Source organism: Bradyrhizobium sp. (assembly GCF_049512235.1).
Classification (GTDB): Bacteria; Pseudomonadota; Alphaproteobacteria; order Rhizobiales; family Xanthobacteraceae; genus Bradyrhizobium.
This window is the reverse complement of record NZ_JBEKXH010000089.1, coordinates 1-18,370: the sequence shown is the minus strand read 5'-3', so window position 1 is coordinate 18,370 and position 18,370 is coordinate 1. Positions and strand designations below refer to the sequence as shown.

The 18,370-nt window shown below is 63.8% G+C and carries 13 protein-coding genes; 10 read left to right on the top strand and 3 right to left on the bottom strand.

Going from position 1 to position 18,370, the window contains the following annotated elements; all coding sequences use genetic code 11:
• Positions 1 to 180 precede the first annotated feature (180 nt).
• The 3 genes from ABSG20_RS11060 to ABSG20_RS11050 all read left to right on the top strand — a co-directional run bounded on the left by ABSG20_RS11060 (position 181) and on the right by ABSG20_RS11050 (position 3,939).
• Positions 181 to 540, top strand: coding sequence for a DUF6788 family protein (locus tag ABSG20_RS11060; protein ID WP_423864541.1), 360 nt, complete (start codon positions 181 to 183; stop codon positions 538 to 540).
• Between the two features lie 2 nt (positions 541 to 542).
• Positions 543 to 1,964 carry an ISNCY family transposase gene (locus tag ABSG20_RS11055; RefSeq protein WP_423864540.1) on the top strand — a complete coding sequence of 474 codons (1,422 nt, stop codon included), beginning with the start codon at positions 543 to 545 and terminating at the stop codon, positions 1,962 to 1,964.
• A 1,069-nt stretch (positions 1,965 to 3,033) separates the two neighbouring features.
• Entirely contained in the window at positions 3,034 to 3,939 is a 906-nt protein-coding gene (locus ABSG20_RS11050) for an efflux RND transporter periplasmic adaptor subunit (RefSeq protein WP_423864543.1), read from the top strand.
• 227 nt (positions 3,940 to 4,166) lie between these two features.
• Here ABSG20_RS11050 and ABSG20_RS11045 read toward each other — a convergent pair whose 3' ends face one another.
• Entirely contained in the window at positions 4,167 to 5,027 is an 861-nt protein-coding gene (locus tag ABSG20_RS11045; protein ID WP_423864539.1) for a caspase family protein, read from the bottom strand.
• Between the two features lie 410 nt (positions 5,028 to 5,437).
• On the opposite strand from ABSG20_RS11045, the gene ABSG20_RS11040 reads away from it, so the two are divergent.
• The 6 genes from ABSG20_RS11040 (at position 5,438) to ABSG20_RS11015 (ending at position 13,322) form a co-directional block, all read left to right on the top strand.
• Positions 5,438 to 7,174 (top strand): hypothetical protein, encoded by a 1,737-nt coding sequence (locus tag ABSG20_RS11040; protein WP_423864538.1) that lies wholly within the window; start codon positions 5,438 to 5,440, stop codon positions 7,172 to 7,174.
• Positions 7,175 to 7,283: 109 nt separating this feature from the next.
• Positions 7,284 to 8,009, top strand: coding sequence for a thermonuclease family protein (locus tag ABSG20_RS11035; RefSeq protein ID WP_423864537.1), 726 nt, complete (start codon positions 7,284 to 7,286; stop codon positions 8,007 to 8,009).
• A gap of 52 nt (positions 8,010 to 8,061) precedes the next feature.
• Positions 8,062 to 8,898, top strand: coding sequence for an LssY C-terminal domain-containing protein (locus tag ABSG20_RS11030; RefSeq protein ID WP_423864536.1), 837 nt, complete (start codon positions 8,062 to 8,064; stop codon positions 8,896 to 8,898).
• 124 nt (positions 8,899 to 9,022) lie between these two features.
• Positions 9,023 to 10,210 (top strand): pyridoxal-phosphate-dependent aminotransferase family protein, encoded by a 1,188-nt coding sequence (locus ABSG20_RS11025; protein WP_423864535.1) that lies wholly within the window; start codon positions 9,023 to 9,025, stop codon positions 10,208 to 10,210.
• A 332-nt stretch (positions 10,211 to 10,542) separates the two neighbouring features.
• A complete protein-coding gene (locus ABSG20_RS11020) occupies positions 10,543 to 11,604 on the top strand; it encodes an ABC transporter ATP-binding protein (protein ID WP_423864534.1) in 1,062 nt (353 codons plus the stop codon).
• Positions 11,601 to 13,322: an ABC transporter permease gene (locus ABSG20_RS11015; protein WP_423864533.1), complete on the top strand. Its 1,722-nt coding sequence runs from the start codon at positions 11,601 to 11,603 to the stop codon at positions 13,320 to 13,322. Before ABSG20_RS11020 ends, ABSG20_RS11015 begins: the two co-directional genes overlap by 4 nt.
• 4 nt (positions 13,323 to 13,326) lie before the next feature.
• On the opposite strand, the gene ABSG20_RS11010 is transcribed toward ABSG20_RS11015, so the two are convergent.
• A complete protein-coding gene (locus ABSG20_RS11010) occupies positions 13,327 to 14,442 on the bottom strand; it encodes a hypothetical protein (RefSeq protein ID WP_423864532.1) in 1,116 nt (371 codons plus the stop codon).
• Positions 14,442 to 15,878, bottom strand: coding sequence for an MBOAT family O-acyltransferase (locus tag ABSG20_RS11005; RefSeq protein WP_423864531.1), 1,437 nt, complete (start codon positions 15,876 to 15,878; stop codon positions 14,442 to 14,444). The genes ABSG20_RS11010 and ABSG20_RS11005 overlap by 1 nt, the downstream gene beginning before the upstream one ends.
• 118 nt (positions 15,879 to 15,996) lie before the next feature.
• Between ABSG20_RS11005 and ABSG20_RS11000 the strand changes: the two genes are divergently transcribed.
• Positions 15,997 to 18,156 carry a S9 family peptidase gene (locus ABSG20_RS11000; RefSeq protein ID WP_423864542.1) on the top strand — a complete coding sequence of 720 codons (2,160 nt, stop codon included), beginning with the start codon at positions 15,997 to 15,999 and terminating at the stop codon, positions 18,154 to 18,156.
• Positions 18,157 to 18,370: the final 214 nt, after the last annotated feature.

The following is an 18,370-nucleotide window of genomic DNA, read 5'->3' as shown; positions in this document are numbered from 1 at the left end:
CAAGGACCAAGGCCCATGCTTTCAATAACTTCGGTTATCGTAAGTTAGGAATGCCGGGAGTAGCAACCATTAAACCCTAGCTAGTTTCTGTCGCGAAACGCATAAAAGTCCTGCAAATAGGGGGTTTCTTTCGCTTTTCCGCGTTGTTTTTGCTTGATCGACGCGTGTGCATTGTATCACATGCTTAATATGAAGAATATTGATTCGGAAAAGCCTTCGGATGTCGCGCGCTGGCTGCGGAGCGCATCGACGAATCTCTGGCCTGCGCTTCTGGGATCACTGAGCCTGCGTCGTAGCCGGTGCACGCGCAAGAATTGCCGGGCGTGCCGGTCTGGCGAGCAGCATCAAAGTTATGTCCTCTACGGTCGCGCGAATGGGCGTCGCATCGCCGTCTATGTGCCGGAGGAGCTCGTGCCCGAGGTTCAGCTTAGCCTGGATAACGGACGCGCGCTGCAGGATCTGCTGCACCAAGCGGCACCACGATATGTCAAGGCATTGAAGCGAGCGCGCAATGGGCTTGCGAAGAACGACGAGGATTGAGCGTGTCCCGGATAGCGGAGAAGCAGGTCAGTTTTGCCGATTGGGAGTTGGTGCGTCAGGGTATGCGCCTTGATCCGTTGCTGCAAAACATTTCCGACTTTCTGGACACTCATAACGATATGATCGAGCGGGTTCGCGGCGATCTGGCGCGGGGTTTGAAGAACGCCGAGACGGGTCGCGGCGGCCTGACGCCGCAGCAGGTGCTTCGCTCGCTGGTTCTGATGCGTGTCAAGAATTGGACCTATCGCGAATTGCGCGAGCGGATTGCCGACGGATACACGCTGCGCCAATTCACCGATTTCTATTGTCGGCCGGTGCCCCAACACGACGCGTTCAACCGCGGCTTTAATCGGCTGACACCGGAGACGGTCAAGGCAGTCAATGATCTGGTGGTGCAGGCGGCGGTCGATCTCGGATTGGAGGATGGCCAAAAGCTGCGCGTCGATACCACTGTGGTGCAGACCGACATTCATCATCCGACCGACAATACGCTGTTATGGGATGTGGTTCGCGTCGTCACGCGCCTGATCGGTCAGCTTGCCGCGGCGCTCGGACGCAGGCGCATCAAGGGTTTTCGGAATCGGACGCGATCGGCGCGGCGCCGAATGCAGGAAATCCAACGGATGACCGCGAGACAGCGCCAGGAGCAGCAGACAGAGACCTACCGCGACCTCATCGGCATTACCGAGGAGGTCATCGACAGCGCACGAATGGCGCTGCGACGAACCAGCAAAGCGCGCGGCGCAGATCAGATCAGCGAGCTGGCGATCGCCGAGACGCGCAAGGAGATCGAGCATTTTTGTGAACTGGGAGACCGCGTGGTCGATCAGTCGCGCCGCCGTGTGCTCAAAGGCGAGCAAGTTCCGGCGGCCGAGAAAGTCTATTCGATTTTCGAGCCCCACACCGACATCATCAAGCGCGGCAAGGTGCAAACGCCGATCGAGTTTGGCCACAAGGTCTTCCTCGCCGAAAGCGCGCGCGGCCTAATCACCCAGTATGAAGTGTTGGACGGAAATCCTGTCGACGAACAGCATGTGGTAATATCGCTGGAACGCCATAAGCAGGCCTTCGGCGACGTCCCCGAATTGTATAGTTCTGATCGCGGCTTCTTCAGCGAAGGGAATGTGACGTCTTGCGAGCAGGAAGGCGTCAAGGTAGTGTGCATACCACAGCGGGGCGGTACCAAATCACCCGAACGCGCAGCCTATGAGAAGAGTCGGGAGTTCAAGGACGGCCAGCGCTTTCGCGCCGGCATCGAGGGACGCATCTCGGTATTGTTCCGCGGCCGCGGCATGAAGCGTTGTCTCGCCGAAGGCCGCGAGCGTTTCGAGTTGTGGGTCGCAGCCGCTGTGCTCGCCAACAACCTCATGAGGATCGCAGCCCTGTTGGCGGAGCGATCGTCGCGCGGAAAAAAAGCCGCCTGACACATCATCCAATCCTTCGTCCGCGGCGGAGGGATATCGGCCCCTACCGCCTGATCCGACGTGGGCGAAGTGGAACCTGGAACGAAAAATCACGCAAGAAAATCTCGGGGAAAGCCGAAATCGGTCGCCAGTTGTGCCCGTTTTCATTGGGGAACTGGCACCAGCCAGCCAAATTCCGGCGTTTCGCGACAGAAACTAGACTAGCCCAGTGCGCAGCGTGGGCAAAGGCGCACTTGCGCCGTGCGCACCATCTTTAAATGGTGGGCACGCTTTCGCTTTGCCCACCCTACGATTCAAAATTGGGCTGATAGGGTGGTGCATATCTTGGGCTCGTCATTGCGAGCCAATCGGGCGCGCCAATGCGCGCTCGATTGAGCGCAGCAATCCATCGCCGCCACAGAAAGAAAAGCTGGATTGCTTCGTCGCAAGGGCTCCTCGCAATGACGGTTGGAAGCTCCTCATCCCAGGTTTCGTATTAGTTCGCCACCGGCCCTGGCCCACCCCTTGGACGAAACAGGCTGGATGCGGGGGCGCCGAAGGAGGGCGACCACAAGGGTTGCTACGCGATCGACATGACGTAGGGGTGCCCCTCGTGGGCGCTAGCTTAAGCGCGCCAGTGAGGTGGCCCCAACTCTCTCACTCCCTCTCCCCGCTTCTTTAGCGCGGGAGAGGGTGGGGTGAGGGGACCACTCGGGCGGTCCCGATGCGGCCCCCCCTCACCCCAACCCTCTCCCGCCCCCGCGAAAGCTACGCTTTCGCTTGGGGGGAGAGGGAGCCCATTGTCTACGCGGCCAGCGTCCGGGACACGAGTTCTTAAGCCAGCGCGTATAGGGCGACCCCTTGTGGTCGCCCTCCTTCGGCGCCGCGCATCCAGCCCGTTTCATCCAAGCGGGTCGGCCGAAGCCCGGTGCGGAACTCGCAATGACGGTGCAAGATCCCCCGAGGATCGGGCTTCGCGACGCGCCCGAGTGCGCGGCTCTCACGATGATGCAGGAGCGTGCGGAAGCCGCTTGGCCCCGAAGCCGCCGTTCTGATATCGATGGCCTTTGAAAACCGAGATGGATTGCCGATGTATCATTTCCCCAGGCTCGGCCGTTTGCCAAAGCTGGCTGCCCCGGCGGCCGCCGTACTGCTCTGCCTCGCCTCCCCCATCCTCGCCGCCGACGAAACCGACGCCGCCGCGGACGCCCCCAAGGGCGCGGCCGTCACGGTGCTGAAGGCGGCAAAATCCTGCTTCTCGGATATCGTCGAGGTCTCCGGCATCGTCATGGCGCGGGAGGAAACGGCGGTGCGGCCGGAGCGGCCGGGGCTGAAGGTTATGGAAATTCTGGTCGAGGCCGGGGATAGCGTGACGGCCGGCCAGGCGCTGGCCCGGCTCAATTTGCCCGAAGGCGGCGTGGTGACGGTGCAGGCCCCGGTGGCCGGACTGGTCTCGGCCTCCTCGGCTGTGATCGGCGCGGTGGCCTCGGGGAGGGGCGAGGCGCTGTTCTCGATCCTCGCGCGCAGCGAATTCAATCTGGTCGGCCTGGTGCCGACACAGGATCTGGCAAAACTTGCGGTCAATCAGCCGGCGCGGATCATCGTGATCGGCGCCGGCGAGGTCGAGGGCAAGGTGCGCCGGGTGGCGCCGACGGTCGAGCCCAACAGCCAGCTCGGCCAGGTTCTGATCGCGGTGACGGGCGACCGGCGCCTTCTGATCAATTCGTCGGCGCGGGCGCTGATCACGACCGGCAGGAACTGCAACGACATCTCGGTGCCGCTGACCGCCGTGCTCTACGGTGATGCCGGCACCGTGGTCCAGGTGGTGCGGCGCGGGCGCGTCGAGACCAGGCAGGTCGAGGTCGGATTGATGTCCGGCGGCCAGGTCGAAATCCGCTCCGGCCTGAACGAAGGCGACGACGTGGTGGCGCGCGCCGGCGCGCTGCTGCGCGAGGGCGATCCGGTGCGGCCGGTGACGGCGGCGGCGGGGAAGTAGGGCGCCGGCGCGGCCAAGGTCCCAGCAACCCCGCGGCGGTCATCGCCCGACTTGATCGGGCGACCCAGTATTCCAGAGCGATTGCCATCATCCGCGGTGCTCGCCAAGCTGGGCGGCCATTTCGGATCATAATTAACGTCAGCGTCTACTGGGTCGCCCGATCAAGTCGGGCGATGACAGCTGTGGTGCAGCGATGACAGCTGTGGTGTAGCACTGGCTGATTGCCGCTAGCTGCCGGCCTTCTCGCCGCTGCCGAGGAAAACATCTTCCATCAGCGAGGAGGATACCGAGGGGACCTGCTCGCCGTCGGAGGCACGGGAGATGGCGAGGCGGGTCCGGTTGAAGACGGCTTCGGCGGCCGCGGCCTGCGCATCGAGGTTGGTGAGCAGCTCGGACACCAGCACGCTGGTCGGACCGGAGGAATCCTCGGCGACCTGGCCCGGCGTGGCGGAGGACAGGATCAGCGCGTTGTCGGGCGCGTTGATCGGCGCCAGGCCGTGGGAGAAGGCCCGGAACCGGCGTTCATAGGGGTTACGCCTGGAGGCATCGAGCACCACCAGCTTGGCGCAGGCGCCTTGCTCCTTCATCATGCCGAGCACGGATTCGATGCTGAGCCCGTCGCGGCGCACGTCGCCCTCCTTCCAGATCGTGGCATCGACCGGGATCATGTAGCTCTCGCGCCCGACCTGGATGCCATAGCCGCCGAAGAACAGCATCACCACCGAATCCGGCCTGATCCTCGATTTCAGGCGCTCAATCGCGCGACTCATGTCGTCCTTGCTGGCGTCTTCGATGACATCGACCTCGAAGCCGTCGCGCCGCAAGGCCGTGGTCAGCGCGCGGGCATCGTTGATCGGCTGGCCGAGGGGCGCGCCGGCATCCGGATAATGACCATTGCCGATCACCAGCGCGATCCGCGAAGCCTTCTTCGCGGCCTCGGCGCTCTGCTCGGTGCCGACCGCCCTGGCCGCATCCAGCACCCGCATGTTCAGCGCCGCATGGGCGCCAATCGCCAGCGACACCATGCCCGCCAACGCGACGGCGATGGTGATGGTGCGGCGGGAGATGCTGATCTGCGCTAGGTTCATCGCGTTTCAATCCTGCTCGTTAGCCCCTTGGGCACACGCTTTGGTCGCGCCCACAGCCGTCTGGGTTTTAGGGGTTGCCCCGATGTGCCTCGCAAATGCGCTCATATTGCGGCACTGCAACATGCAAGCCATAACCCGGACAGACCGATCGGGCAACCTCATAAGGTGAATAGAGCCGTGCAGGAAATGTTCAGATTTATGTCGTGCTGAACGTTTCCCTACGCTGGAACCAACCTCGATTGTCCCGCAGGCGCGGCGGATTTTACCGTGATGCCCATCACATTTGTAATTCCTGGCCTTTGGTGTAGTTTTTCAATGACTTGCGGTTTCTGGGAGGGCGGGCGGCAACTGCCGTTATGGAACCGGCGCTGCCGGGGGGACGCGCGAAGGCCAGTGCGCGAAAAAATTTCATGCGTTTTCAGTATGTTGCCGGAGCCGCCTGGCGCGCGCTGACGGCCCGCAAGGATGGCCCGTCGCTGTATGAGGTCTGCGATCCCGTGCTGCTCAACGGCAGCGCCGGCGACCTCCATCTCGCCAAATTCTACAAGACCGCGCTTGCGAATCCGGCCTTGCGCCCGCTGCTGCGCCGAACCGGGCTTGCCGAACTGCGCGACCCCGTGCGGCTAAAGGCGCTGCGCGAAGCGCTGGTGCGGGCGCGCGACGACCTTACCCCCGACTGGGCCGCGATCGGCCAGCCGGTGGCGGCGCTCCTGGATACCATCGAGCTCAGCCATCCCCGGCCCCCACCCGCAGGCTCACCCGCGGGTACCCCATGCCTTGCCCAGATCGAAGCGGTGATCCGCAGCTGCGGGCAGCATCTGCTGCGTGCATTCGCCCGTCACGGCTTCATCCCGGCCTACGCCGCCTTCAACCTGATCGGCGATGCCGACCTGCGCGGCCGCGAATTATTGATGGCGCTGACCGGCCTCAACTCGCGCGGCTACAAGAACTCGACGCTGTTGTTCAACCTGGTGCGGATTTTTATCGCGCGCTCGCCGGCGCGCGCCCTGATCAACCCGCCCTGGACCGGCATCGCCGAACCGATGTGGCAGCCGATCCAGATCCGCCACCGCTCCGCCTATTACGACGCATTCTTCAGCGAGGCGCTGCTCGGTTTTGTCGACACCGGCCTGGCGTCGCCGGATCAGACCGCGGCGGCGCGTCGCGCCGTTGCAGACATGGTCGATTTCTGCCTCGCCACCAGCCGCGAGGAAGTGCGCGGCCGCGACGGCGCGCCCTTCAGCGTCATCACCGCGATCGCGCCGCCGCCGCATCCGCGCTTCAGCCGCTTTTTCGCAGGCATCAAGCAGGACCTCGGCTTCGGCCTCTACGTGCCGGATGGCGACACCACGGCCTGCGCCTTCTCGGCGGCGACACAGGCCGGCTCGACCGACCCGATCCTCGACCAGCCCCTGCTCGACTTCTACGCCGGCTACCAGGTCCAGGGCGGCGTCAACGAGCCCCTGGTGACGGTGCCGCTCAATGACAGCATCGACTACGAAGGCGGCGTCGCGACCTGGATCGACAGCCTCGATGGCGAACGTCCGTTCGGCAACGACCTCGATCCGACCCTCAATCTCGACATCCTCGAAGTCAGTTTCCGCAACTTCAGCCGCTGGAAGATCTTCGAGTGCCCGACCCGGCTGGCGACCGTTCACCGCATCATCGGCTTCCAGCGGCGGCTTGCCATAAGCGGCGCATTCGCCGACCCGCGCTCCCATATCTACTATTTGCCGGAACTCTATTGCGCCTATTTCGGCCGCTGCTACGCCGCATTCGTCGCGCTGCCGCTGAACGCCCGGCAATTGATCGACCCCGAGGGAACCCTGGCCTTCATCCGCACCCGGGTGCTGGCCTATGTGCAGGACGAGTTGATCGCAGCCGAGATCAACGTGTTCGATGCCGCGCTGGCCCTGATCGCGCTCGGTCATCTCGGCGCCCAACCTGCAAGCTTTGCCCCCGCTTTGCATTGCATTGTCCGCCATCTCGGCGAAGGCGGCCGCCACGGGCCGTTCAAGGCCTACGAGTGGAACAAGATGAAGACCCCGACCCGGATCCTGGTCGGCGGCCCCGAGGTCACCTCGGCCTTCGTGCTGATGGGCCTTGCACTGGCCCGCCGCGCCATGATGCGGGGGATGGGCGGGTAGCGTAAAGTTGAAAGCAACTGGACCTTCAGGCGCTGGCATCGCGGCCAAATCGGCACCACAATTCGCGGCCATATTGCCGCTACCCCAGATTGAAGACGGCGCGTTTTCCATGATCATGAAATTCCCGATGGCGTTGGTGTTGCTGTTGCTGCCGGCTATCGCGGAAGCCGCCGACATCACCGGAATTGCCAGGGTACGCGAGGGCGATCAGGTCCAGATCGGCGCCAGCCGAATTCGTCTCGGCGGCATCGACGCCCCCTCGGTGGATCAGCTGTGCCTCAACAACAAGGGCGAGCGCTGGACCTGCGGCGTCGCCGCGCGCGACGAGCTCGTCAAGCATGCCGACAACAAGGAATGGATCTGTCACGTGCGTCAGACCGACCGCCGGGGCCGGCAGGTGGCGCGCTGCGAGGTCGACGGCGAGGACATCCAGCAGTGGCTGGTGAAGAACGGCTGGGCGCTGTCCTACGGGCGGGTTTCCCATGATTACGACGCCGATGAGAAGGCCGCGCGCGAGGCCAAGGCCGGCATGTGGCAGGGCGCCTTCATCGCGCCCTGGGACTGGCGCGAACGCAACAAGAAGACGGTCATCCTCGGGGCCGTCAAGCCGCCGCCGAACGCCAATGCGATCCTGCTGGCGTCGGCCTCCGGAGCGGTCGCGCCCTCGCCCGACTGCACCATCAAGGGCAACGTCAACGGCGCCGGCGAGTGCATCTATCACAAGCCCACCAGCCGCTGGTACGCCCAGATCAAGATGAACATCGACAAGGGCACGCGCTGGTTCTGCTCGGTCGACGATGCCGAAGCCGCCGGCTGCCGCGAAACCCGGCGATAGTCCGGCAACTCAGACGTGCTAGTATTGGCCACAGGCAATCGCAAGGTGAACCGTGGCCGAAACCGGTAGCGTGCAATCTCCGCCACGCCGTGATCGTTCGCGGCTGGAGCGCTTCACGCTGCTCGCACTGGCCGTCGTGCTCGCCTATACCATCGTGGCCTATGTTCTGCTGCCCAAGCTCTGGAGCCATTACGAGCACCAGGAAGGCCTCGCCAGCCTGTCCATGGTGACCCGCACGGCGCAGGGTATTCCCGGCGATCCGATCAATATCGGCCTGGTCGGCGACAACAAGGACGTACTCTGCGCCATGCAGGCGGCCGGCTGGTATCCCGCCGATCCAGTCACGCTCAGATCCTCGATCGAAATCGTCGGCAGCGTGGTGCTGAACCGCCCCTACCGCGCAGCGCCGGTCAGCAATCTCTACTATCTCGACCGCCGCGAGGATCTCGTTTTCGAGAAGCCGGCCGGCAAAAGCGCCGACCACCGCCATCATGCGCGGTTCTGGAAGGTGTTCGACGCGGGCGAGGAAAACCGGCCGGTCTGGCTCGGCGCCGCCACCTTCGATCGAAGCGTCGGCGTCAGCCATTATACCGGCGCATTCACCCATCATATCGCCGCCGATATCGACGCCGAGCGCAAGCTCATCGCCGCCGACCTCGAAGCCGCCGCAATGGTCGAGGCGAAATATCAGGTGACGGGCATCGGACCCACCCTCACCGGGCGCAATGGCGGCGGCGATCCCTATTACACCGACGGCGAGGTGTGGATTCTGCGCCTGGTCGAGTCCTGCCACGCGCAAACGGGCCCTGCCGCCGTCCTCCCCAGTCCGCCCGCGACCGAAGCCAAGGATCAGATCTGGCACGACATCGCCGATGCGCTGGGAAAATAGCACGGCCAGCGGTCTTGAATTTCCCGTCAATCCCCTGCATCCCTTGCCTGCCCAAAGCGATTTGAAGTCGCGGCCGGGCCACGCCAGCGTGGTCTCGCGTCCTACCGATCAAGGAAATGACAATATGGTTGTTCGCGCGGGCCGGGAATTTCTCGCCATTCCCGGGCCCACCACGATGCCCGACGAAGTGCTGCGGGCGATGCATCGGCCGGCGCTGGATATCTATTCCGCAGAGATGGTCGAACTGACCGAGAGCCTGCTGGCCGACCTCTCGGGATTGTTCGCCACCACGGGCCGCTCCTACATCTACATCGCCAATGGCCATGGCGCCTGGGAAGCGGTGCTCTCCAACGTGCTGTCGCGCGGCGACAAGGTGCTGGTGCTGGAAAGCGGCCGCTTCGCGATCGGCTGGGGCAATGCCGCCCGCGCGATGGGCGCGGAGGTCGAAGTGCTGCGGGGCGACTGGCGCCGCGCCATCCGCCCCGCGGAAGTCGAAGCCCGCCTGCGGCAGGACCGCGATCACAGCATCAAGGCCATCCTCGCGGCGCAGGTCGATACGGCTTCCGGCGCCTATAACGACATCGAGGCCATCGGCAAGGCCATCAAGTCCGCCGGCCATCCGGCGCTGTTCATGGTCGATGCGGTGGCTTCGCTCGGCTGCATGCCCTTTCAGATGGACGCCTGGGGCATCGATGTCGCGATGTCCGGATCGCAGAAAGGCCTGATGACGCCGCCGGGCCTAGGCTTCGTCGCCGCCAATGACCGCGCCCGCCAAGTGCACAAGACGGCCGGAATGCGCACACCCTATTGGGACTGGACCGAACGCGAAGGCGCCGAACATTACCGCAAATATGCCGGCACCGCACCGATCCACCTGCTGTTCGCGCTGCGCCAGGCGATCAACATGCTGTTCGAAGAAAAGCTCGACAACGTGTTCCTGCGCCATCGCCTGCTCGGCGAAGCGGTGCGCCGCGCGGTTACGGTCTGGGCCGAAGGCCAAGTGCTCGGCTTCAACATCGCTGCCGCCGCCGAGCGCTCCAACACCGTGACCACGGTGACGATGGCCGGCGGCTACGACCCGGTCGCGCTGCATCATTATGCCAAGGAAAAATGCGGCGTGGTGCTCGGCGTCGGGATCGGCGAACTGGAGGGCCAGGCCTTCCGGATCGCCCATATGGGCCACGTCAACGCGCCGATGATCCTGGGCACGCTCGGCGTCATCGAAGTCGGGCTGAAAGCGCTCGATATCCCCCGCGGCAAGGGCGGCGTCGAGGCCGCGATCGAGTGGCTGGGCGAGAGTGTGAAGGCGTGAGGGGGTGCGCTTACTCATTGCTAGTCGAGCGTTTCTTGATGCGAATCATAATGAGTCGATGTCGTAGGGTGGGTTGAGCTCTTCGCGAAACCCACCAATTCCGCCGCCGCGATGGGTTTCGTGACCAGTTCGGACGTGCGTCCGATCTGGTCACTCTACCCATCCTACAAGTGATCCGCTTCATGGAATCGGTCGCGAACCGTTGCGCCTGGACATAGCCACCGCTGACTCGCAGACAGTCGGCTGTCGCCAAAGCCTTTTCGGCGCGTCATTTTTGGTGCTTATACTGTTTGCCAAGGGGCCGACAACGGCACTGGACGGGGGGAATCCGCTTGGCGTCGGTTGATTTGCGTGGCCTGACCAAGCGGTTTGGATCGCTTGCGGTGGTCGACAATGTCTCGCTGCGGATCGACCATGGCCAGCTGGTCTGCCTGTTAGGCCCCTCCGGCTGCGGCAAGACCACGACGCTGCGGCTGATCGCCGGTTTCCTGGAACCTTCGGACGGCGAGATCCATGTCGGCGATCGCCTGGTGTCCTCCAAGCTCAGGACCTTGCCGCCCGAGCAGCGCAAGATGTCGATGATCTTCCAGAGCTACGCGCTGTGGCCGCACATGAGTGTCGCGGAAAACATCGTCTACGGGCTTCGCATCAGGAAGCTCGATCGCGCGACCATCGCCAGCAAGCTCAAGGCAATCCTGGAGACGACAAAACTCGAAATGCTCGCCGCGCGCTATCCCGGCGAATTGTCCGGCGGCCAGCAGCAGCGCGTCGCGCTCGCGCGCGCCCTGATCGTCGAACCGGAGACGCTTCTGCTCGACGAACCCCTGTCCAACCTCGACGCCAATCTGCGCGAGGAGATGCGCTTCGAGATCCGGCGCCTGCACGACCAATACCGCTATACGACGGTTTACGTCACCCACGACCAGTCCGAGGCCATGACCACCGCCGACCTGATCGCGGTCATGAACGGCGGCAGGATCGATCAGCTTGGCACGCCGCAAGAGATCTACGAAAGCCCGCAGTCGGAATTCGTCGCCCGCTTCATCGGCGCCAGCAATGTCATCAAGGCGACAGCCCGCGACGAGAATCACATCGCGTTTTCAGGCGCGACCTTGCAGGTGGTGGGGACGAAACTGGTCGCCGGCCAGAGCGCCGTGGTCGCCATCCGCCAGCACGACATCCAGCTTTCGACGCAAGCGCCGCGAAATCCACAAAACGCGGTCAAGGCCGTCGTGACGCGCCAGGTCTTTCTCGGCGCCAGCCGCGACACCATGGTCGAGACCTCTGACGGCACCACCCTGCGTATCGTGACATCGACGGAAAACGCCGTGCCCAGGGGAGCCGAGGTCTGGCTCACGCTGCCGCCCGAACGCTGCCGCGCGCTGAGCCGATGACAACCACGACTGAAACCATCGACGGCAGGCGCGGCACGTTCGACCGGACCATGCCGGTGCTGTGGCTGTTTGCGGCGGCCCTGATCGCGCTGGTGGTGCTGCCGCTGTTCTGGCTTGCGGTCTACAGCGTCACCGACAAGGCCGGTCACGCCACGCTGCGGAATTTCGTCACGCTGTTCACCGATCCGGATTTCCTCGATCCGTTGCTGACGACGGCTGTCATCGCCACCAGTTCGGCTGCGATCTGCTGCCTGGTCGCGGCGCCGATGGGATGGCTGGTGTCGCGCACCGACATGCCCGGGCGGCAGTTCATCCGGGCACTGGTGACCGCCTCGTTCGTGACCCCGCCCTTTCTCGGCGCCGTCGCCTGGGAGTTGCTGGCCGCGCCCAACAGCGGGTTGCTCAACCAGCTGTTCCGCTTGGTGACCGGCGCCGTCGCCGACGATCACCTGTTCGATATCTATTCGCTGACCGGCATCATTTTCGTCATTTCCTGCTACACTTTCCCTTTCGTTTTCGTGCTGGTCGCCAATGCGCTCGACGGCATGCCCGGCGAACTCGAAGATGCTTCCGCCATGCTCGGCGGCCGCACCTGGACCACGGCGCGGCGCGTCACCATTCCCTTGGCGCTCCCCGCTTTGGTCGCAGGCGCCCTGATCGCCTTTCTGCAGGCCATGACCCTGTTCGGCTCGCCGGCGATCCTGGCGCTGCCGGCCGGCTTCCACACCATGACCACGAAAATCTGGAGCCTGTTCCAGTATCCGCCAAAACTCGAACTGGCCGCCGCCGCCGCGGTGCCGCTGTTGCTGGTGACGATCCTCTTGCTGCAGGCGCAGAAATTCATTCTGGGCCGCCGCGGCTATTCGGTGGTCGGCGGCAAATATGGCGCGCCGCGACGGGTCGAATTGAAGCGGTGGCGCTGGGCGGCGCTGGCATTCTGTCTGGTCGTGCTGCTCAATCCGGTGTTCCTGCCCTATCTCGCGCTGCTCAACGCCGCGTTGTCGCCGAATGCGACTACGCTGGTGACGGCATCGACGGTGACGGCGCACAATATCGTGTTCGTGTTTACCGAACTGTCGTCGACGCAACTGGCGCTGAAGAACACCGTCATCCTGGGCACCGCGACCGCGACCATCGGCACCGTGCTGGCGCTGGTGATCGCCTATGTCACGACGCGGCAGGCGATCGCGGGCTCCCGTCTGCTCGGTTTCCTCGCCACCGCCCCGGTCGCCGTCCCCGGGATCGTGCTCGGGGTCGGGCTGTTCCTGAGCTATACCAGGCCGCCCTTCGTGCTCTACGGCACGCTGTGGATTCTGCTGATCGCGTTCCTCACCATCAACCTGCCGTCGGCCTACCAGCAATTGCAGGCGGCGTTCGCAACCATCCATCCCGAGCTCGAGGACGCCAGCCGCATTCTCGGCGCGAGCCGGCTGACCTCGCTGCTCAGGATCACCGCGCCGCTGCTGCGCACCGGGGTGATCGCGACCTGGTGCTTTATCTTCATCGGGGTGATGCGCGAGCTTTCGGCCGCCATCGTGCTGTTCACCTCGCAGACCAAGGTGATCAGCGTCCTGATCTACGACCTCAACGAAAGCGGCGATCTCGCCGCGATCTCGGTTCTGGGCATCGCCATGCTGGCGATCACCTTCGCGGTGGTGCTCGCCGTCAACCGCATCCCGGTGTTCGGCGCCAATGCGGCCACGCGGCTGCGGAATTAGGCAGCTAGCGCTCCATGCCTTCGAGCCGATAGGCCGCGACCTGCGCCTTGAGCTGGGCGAGCGGCCGCAAGGGGGCCGCGCGATCGACGAGATATTTGCCTTGCGCCAGCCAGGCCAGCACTTTCAGATCGACCGCGGGCGAATGATGGATCACGTCGGCGTAGTTGTCCAGATCGTGCGAGACATCCGCGACGGCGCGGAAATCATGCAGGCCGACATTTTGAAACTGCGTCAGCCGCTGGCCGATATAGGCGGAGAAATCATAGACGATTCTGAGCGTCGCCGGCGAAGCGTCCCGCATCGCCACCCATTGCAGAATCGAGTAGGGCGGGAAGTAGATGTCAAACTTCACATCCGGATGGGCTGCGATCAGGCCTATGGCGTCATGTTCGAAGTTGCGCACCATCGCCTCATAATCGTAGCCGTCCGACAGATAGCGGCGGTGCGCCGGGTCGGTGATGTCGGCGAACGCCGCCCGCGCCTTGCCGGCATTGTAGGCCTCCGACAGCGCGACATCCGGCCGGAGAATGTTGATGTCGTCGACGCGGGCGATCGGAAATCTGAACATCACGCCGTTGGTCAGCCGCGCCACCGCCGGCCGCAGCGGCGGAATTGACCGCAAAAGGATCCAGGCCGACTCGCGCGTCATGGCGGCGCTGAAAAGGTAACCCGCAATACCCCTGGTATTTCGGCGGTAGAGATCGGCGGGAAGATAGATGTCATGGTCGACTTCGGGCGCATCGCGAAAGATCCAGTCATCCACTTCCCAGATCACGCGGCCGGGATGACGATCAAGCGCCGCCGCCAATACAAAACTTTGCTCGTGCGAGTTCGATCCGGTCATCGACAGCTTCAGCGAGCGGACCCCGAGCAGGGAATCGATATCGCTCTGCCGGAAATGGATCGCGAGCGAAGTGCCCATGAATACCGTGTCGAAATCCTGGCTGCGGATCAGGCCGGCATCCTGCATGCGGCTGTCAGGTGAATACATCGCGGCAAACAGCCGGGCGGGCCCGAACAGCTGCAGCGGATCGACCATGAAATTGAGCGCAGCCGCCGCCAGCAGCGTGAGCGCGCTGGCGCACAGAAACCACAGCAGATCCCTGGCCGGTCTGCTCATCAGAACCTGAAATAAATGAATTCGCTGTGCGGCTGGATGCCGAGGATCCCGAACGCCAGCAGCGCCGCACCGGCGTAGAGAAAGGCCGGACGCCAGCGCCACGCCGCGATGGCCTCGCCCACGGTCCGCTTGTTGTGATCGTACCCCATGATCGCCTGGGTGTTGGGCGCAAACCAGGCGATCCCGGCATAGACGACGATAAACATGACGTCGGCCATCTCGCCACGGCCGAACGCGATTCGTGTGGGATCGGCCATCCGCGACAGGATAAGGATCGCGGAGGCCATGCTGTCGGCGCGAAACAAGACCCATGCGACAACGACCGATGCAAACGTCAGAATGAGCGCGGCGAGCTCGGCCGGTCGCGCGAAGCGTGGCGAGACCCTGGGAACGTAGCTGTTCCAGGCATGGTTGACGCACAGATAGAGGCCGTGCAGCGCCCCCCATGCGGCAAAGGTCCAGGCGGCGCCGTGCCAGAGCCCGCCAAGCACCATCGTCAGCATCAGATTGACATAGCGCATGAGCCGGCCATGGCGGTTGCCGCCGAGCGGGATATAGAGGTAATCGCGCAGGAACTGCGACAGCGTCATGTGCCAGCGCCGCCAGAAATCGATGATGCTGGTGGCCTTGTAGGGCGAATTGAAATTGAGCGGCAGGAAGATGCCGAACATCAGCGAAATGCCGATCGCCATGTCGCAATAGCCGGAGAAATCGAAATAGAGCTGAAAGGTGTAGGCGAGCGCCCCGATCCAGGCCTGATCGAAGGTCGGCGCGACAGGTCCAAAGGCGAGCGCCACCAGGGGCTGGATGCCGTCGGCGAGCGCGGTTTTCTTGAACAGACCGATCGCGAAAATGATCAGGCCGCACAGGATCAGATGCGGATCAGGCCGCTGTGCCTCGCTGCGGTCGAATTGCGGGATGATATCGCTGTGGTGGAGGATGGGCCCCGCGATCAGATGCGGGAAATAGGTGACGAACAGCGCATAATGCGGCAGCGCATAGTGCGCGACGTTTCCCCTGTAGGCATCGACCAGGAACGCGATCTGGGTGAAGGTGTAGAATGATATGCCGACCGGAAGCAGGATATCGATCGTGACGCCGGTCGAAAACAGGGCATTGAGGTTGGCGGCCAGGAAGCCGGCGTACTTGAAAGTGCCGAGCACCGCGAGGTCAAAGGCTATGCCGGCCACCAGGATCGCCCGTCGCGGCACGGCGCGGGGACGCTGCGAAATCAGCAGAAAGCCGATGACATAGTTGAACGCGACCGACCCCAGCAGCAGCGGCACGAACTGCCAGTTGCTGGCCGCGTAGAAGGCCAGCGATGCCAGCGCCAGCCATACCACGGAAGCCAGATTGCCGAGACGGCCGAACAGGAAATAACCGAGCAAGGCTGCCGGCAGGAACAGGAAGATGAACTGGTATGAATTGAAGAGCATGGATTGCGCGCTTGTTCGCCTTTGAAATGACTAACCACACCATCCGCCCCCCAACAAGGCGCCCATGGCCCTGGCAATCCCGCGGGATCGAACCGATATGGACACCGATATTCGGACGATGGGATGGCGGCCCAATCCGCGAGCAGAGAATGAGGACCGGGTGACACAGGCATTCAGCACGAAGGGATCCCGGCCGGCGCCGGTGGCGCCACGCCGACCGCATTCATTTACCTTCCACGGCATCACGGTCACAGACGACTATGCGTGGCTGAAGGATGACAACTGGCAGGAGGTGTTGCGCGATCCCGCCGTCCTCGACGGGGATATCAAAAGCTACCTCGAAGCGGAGAACGGCTATACCGAAAGCCTGCTCGGCCATACCGCGGCCTTGCAAAGGAAACTGGTTGCCGAAATGCGCGGCCGAATCAAGGAGGACGATTCCAGCGTGCCCGCGCCGGATGGTCCCTATGCGTATCTGCGCAAGTTCCGCGAGGGCGGTCAGCATGAGTTGTTCGGCCGCTGCCCGCGCCATGGCGGCGAGATCGAGATCGTACTCGACGGCGACGCGCTTGCGGCCAATCACGGCTATTTCAAATTCGGCGGCGCCCGCCATTCGCCGGACCACAGGTTGGAGGCCTGGAGCGCGGATATCCAGGGTTCGGAGTATTTTACCATCCGCGTGCGCGACTGGGCCGACAAGACCGACCGCGAGGATGTCGTCGAGGAAACCGACGGCGGCATCGTGTGGAGCACGGACTGCGAGAGCTTTTTCTACGTCAAACTCGACGACAACCACCGCCCGATGCAGGTCTGGCGTCACCGCCTGGGGTCGCCGCAGGCGGACGATATCCTGATCTACGAAGAGCAGGATGCCGGCTGGTTCACGCATCTGCATGAAAGCGCAAGCGGACGCTTTTGCGTGATCGCCGGCGGCGACCACGAAACCTCCGAGCAGCGGCTGATCGATCTGTCCAATCCCGACGCGCCTGCGCGCCTGGTTGCCGGCCGCGAGGTCGGCGTGCAATATTCAGTCGCCGACCGCGGCAATGAGCTCTACATTCTGACCAATGCCGACGGCGCCATCGACTTCAAGATCGTCACCGCGCCGCTGGCGTCGCCGCAGCGCGCCAACTGGCGCGAGCTGATCGCGCATCGCGCCGGCGTCTACATCATCGATTTCGAGCTTTATTCCGGGCACCTGGCGCGGCTGGAGCGCGCCCACGCTCTGCCCGCCATCATCATCCGCGATCTCACGAGCGGCGCGGAGCACGCCATCGCCTTCGACGAGGCGGCCTATTCGCTCGACACCATGGGCGGCTACGAGTTCGACACGACGAATTTGCGCTTCGCCTATTCGTCGATGACGACGCCGTCGGAAGTCTACGATTATGACATGGCGAGCCGGGCGCGAATTTTGCGCAAGCGTCAGGAAATACCCACCGGCCACAATCCGGCCGACTACGTCACCACCCGCATCATGGCGCCCTCCCAGGATGGCGCGGAGGTGCCGGTCTCGATCCTGCACCGCCGCGACCTCGTCCGCGACGGCACGGCCCCACTGCTGCTGTACGGCTACGGCTCCTATGGCATGGCGATGCCGGCCTCGTTCTCGACCAACCGGCTGTCGCTGGTCGATCGCGGTTTTGTCTATGCGATCGCGCATATCAGAGGGGGTTCCGACAAGGGCTGGGGCTGGTATCTGGACGGCAAGCGCGCCAAGAAGACCAACAGCTTTGATGATTTTGCCGCCTCAGCCCGCGCGCTGATATCAGCCAAATATACCGGCACAAAACGCATCGTCGGCCATGGCGGCAGCGCCGGCGGCATGCTGATGGGAGCCAGCGCCAATCGGGCCGGCGAGTTGTTCGCAGGGATCGTCGCCGAAGTGCCGTTCGTCGACGTGCTCAACACCATGCTCGATGGCAGTCTGCCGCTGACGCCGCCGGAATGGCCGGAATGGGGCAACCCGATCGAAAGCGCTGATGACTTCAGAACCATCCTGTCCTATTCGCCCTACGACAACGTCGCGGCGAAGCACTATCCGGCCATCCTGGCGATGGCCGGGCTGACCGATCCGCGCGTCACCTATTGGGAGCCGGCGAAATGGATCGCGCGGCTGCGCGCGACCATGACATCGGGCGGCCCGGTGATGCTGCGCACCAATATGGGCGCCGGCCACGGCGGCGCCTCCGGCCGCTTCAACCGCCTCGACGAAGTCGCCATCGCCTACGCCTTCGCGCTGTGGGCGGTGGGATTGGCGGAGCGGGGTACAGTGTGAGCCCCTTGGAGATCATCGTCGCCGCACGCGCGGTCTGCTCCCTCGCCCCAGGGTTGGCGTTATACGCGCTAGCTTAACGCCAGTCAGGTGGCCCCAACTCTCTCACTCCCTCTCCCCGCTTCTTTAGCGCGGGAGAGGGTGGGGTGAGGGGACCACTCGGGCGGTCCCGATGCGGCGCCCCCCTCACCCCAACCCTCTCCCGCCCCCGCGAAAG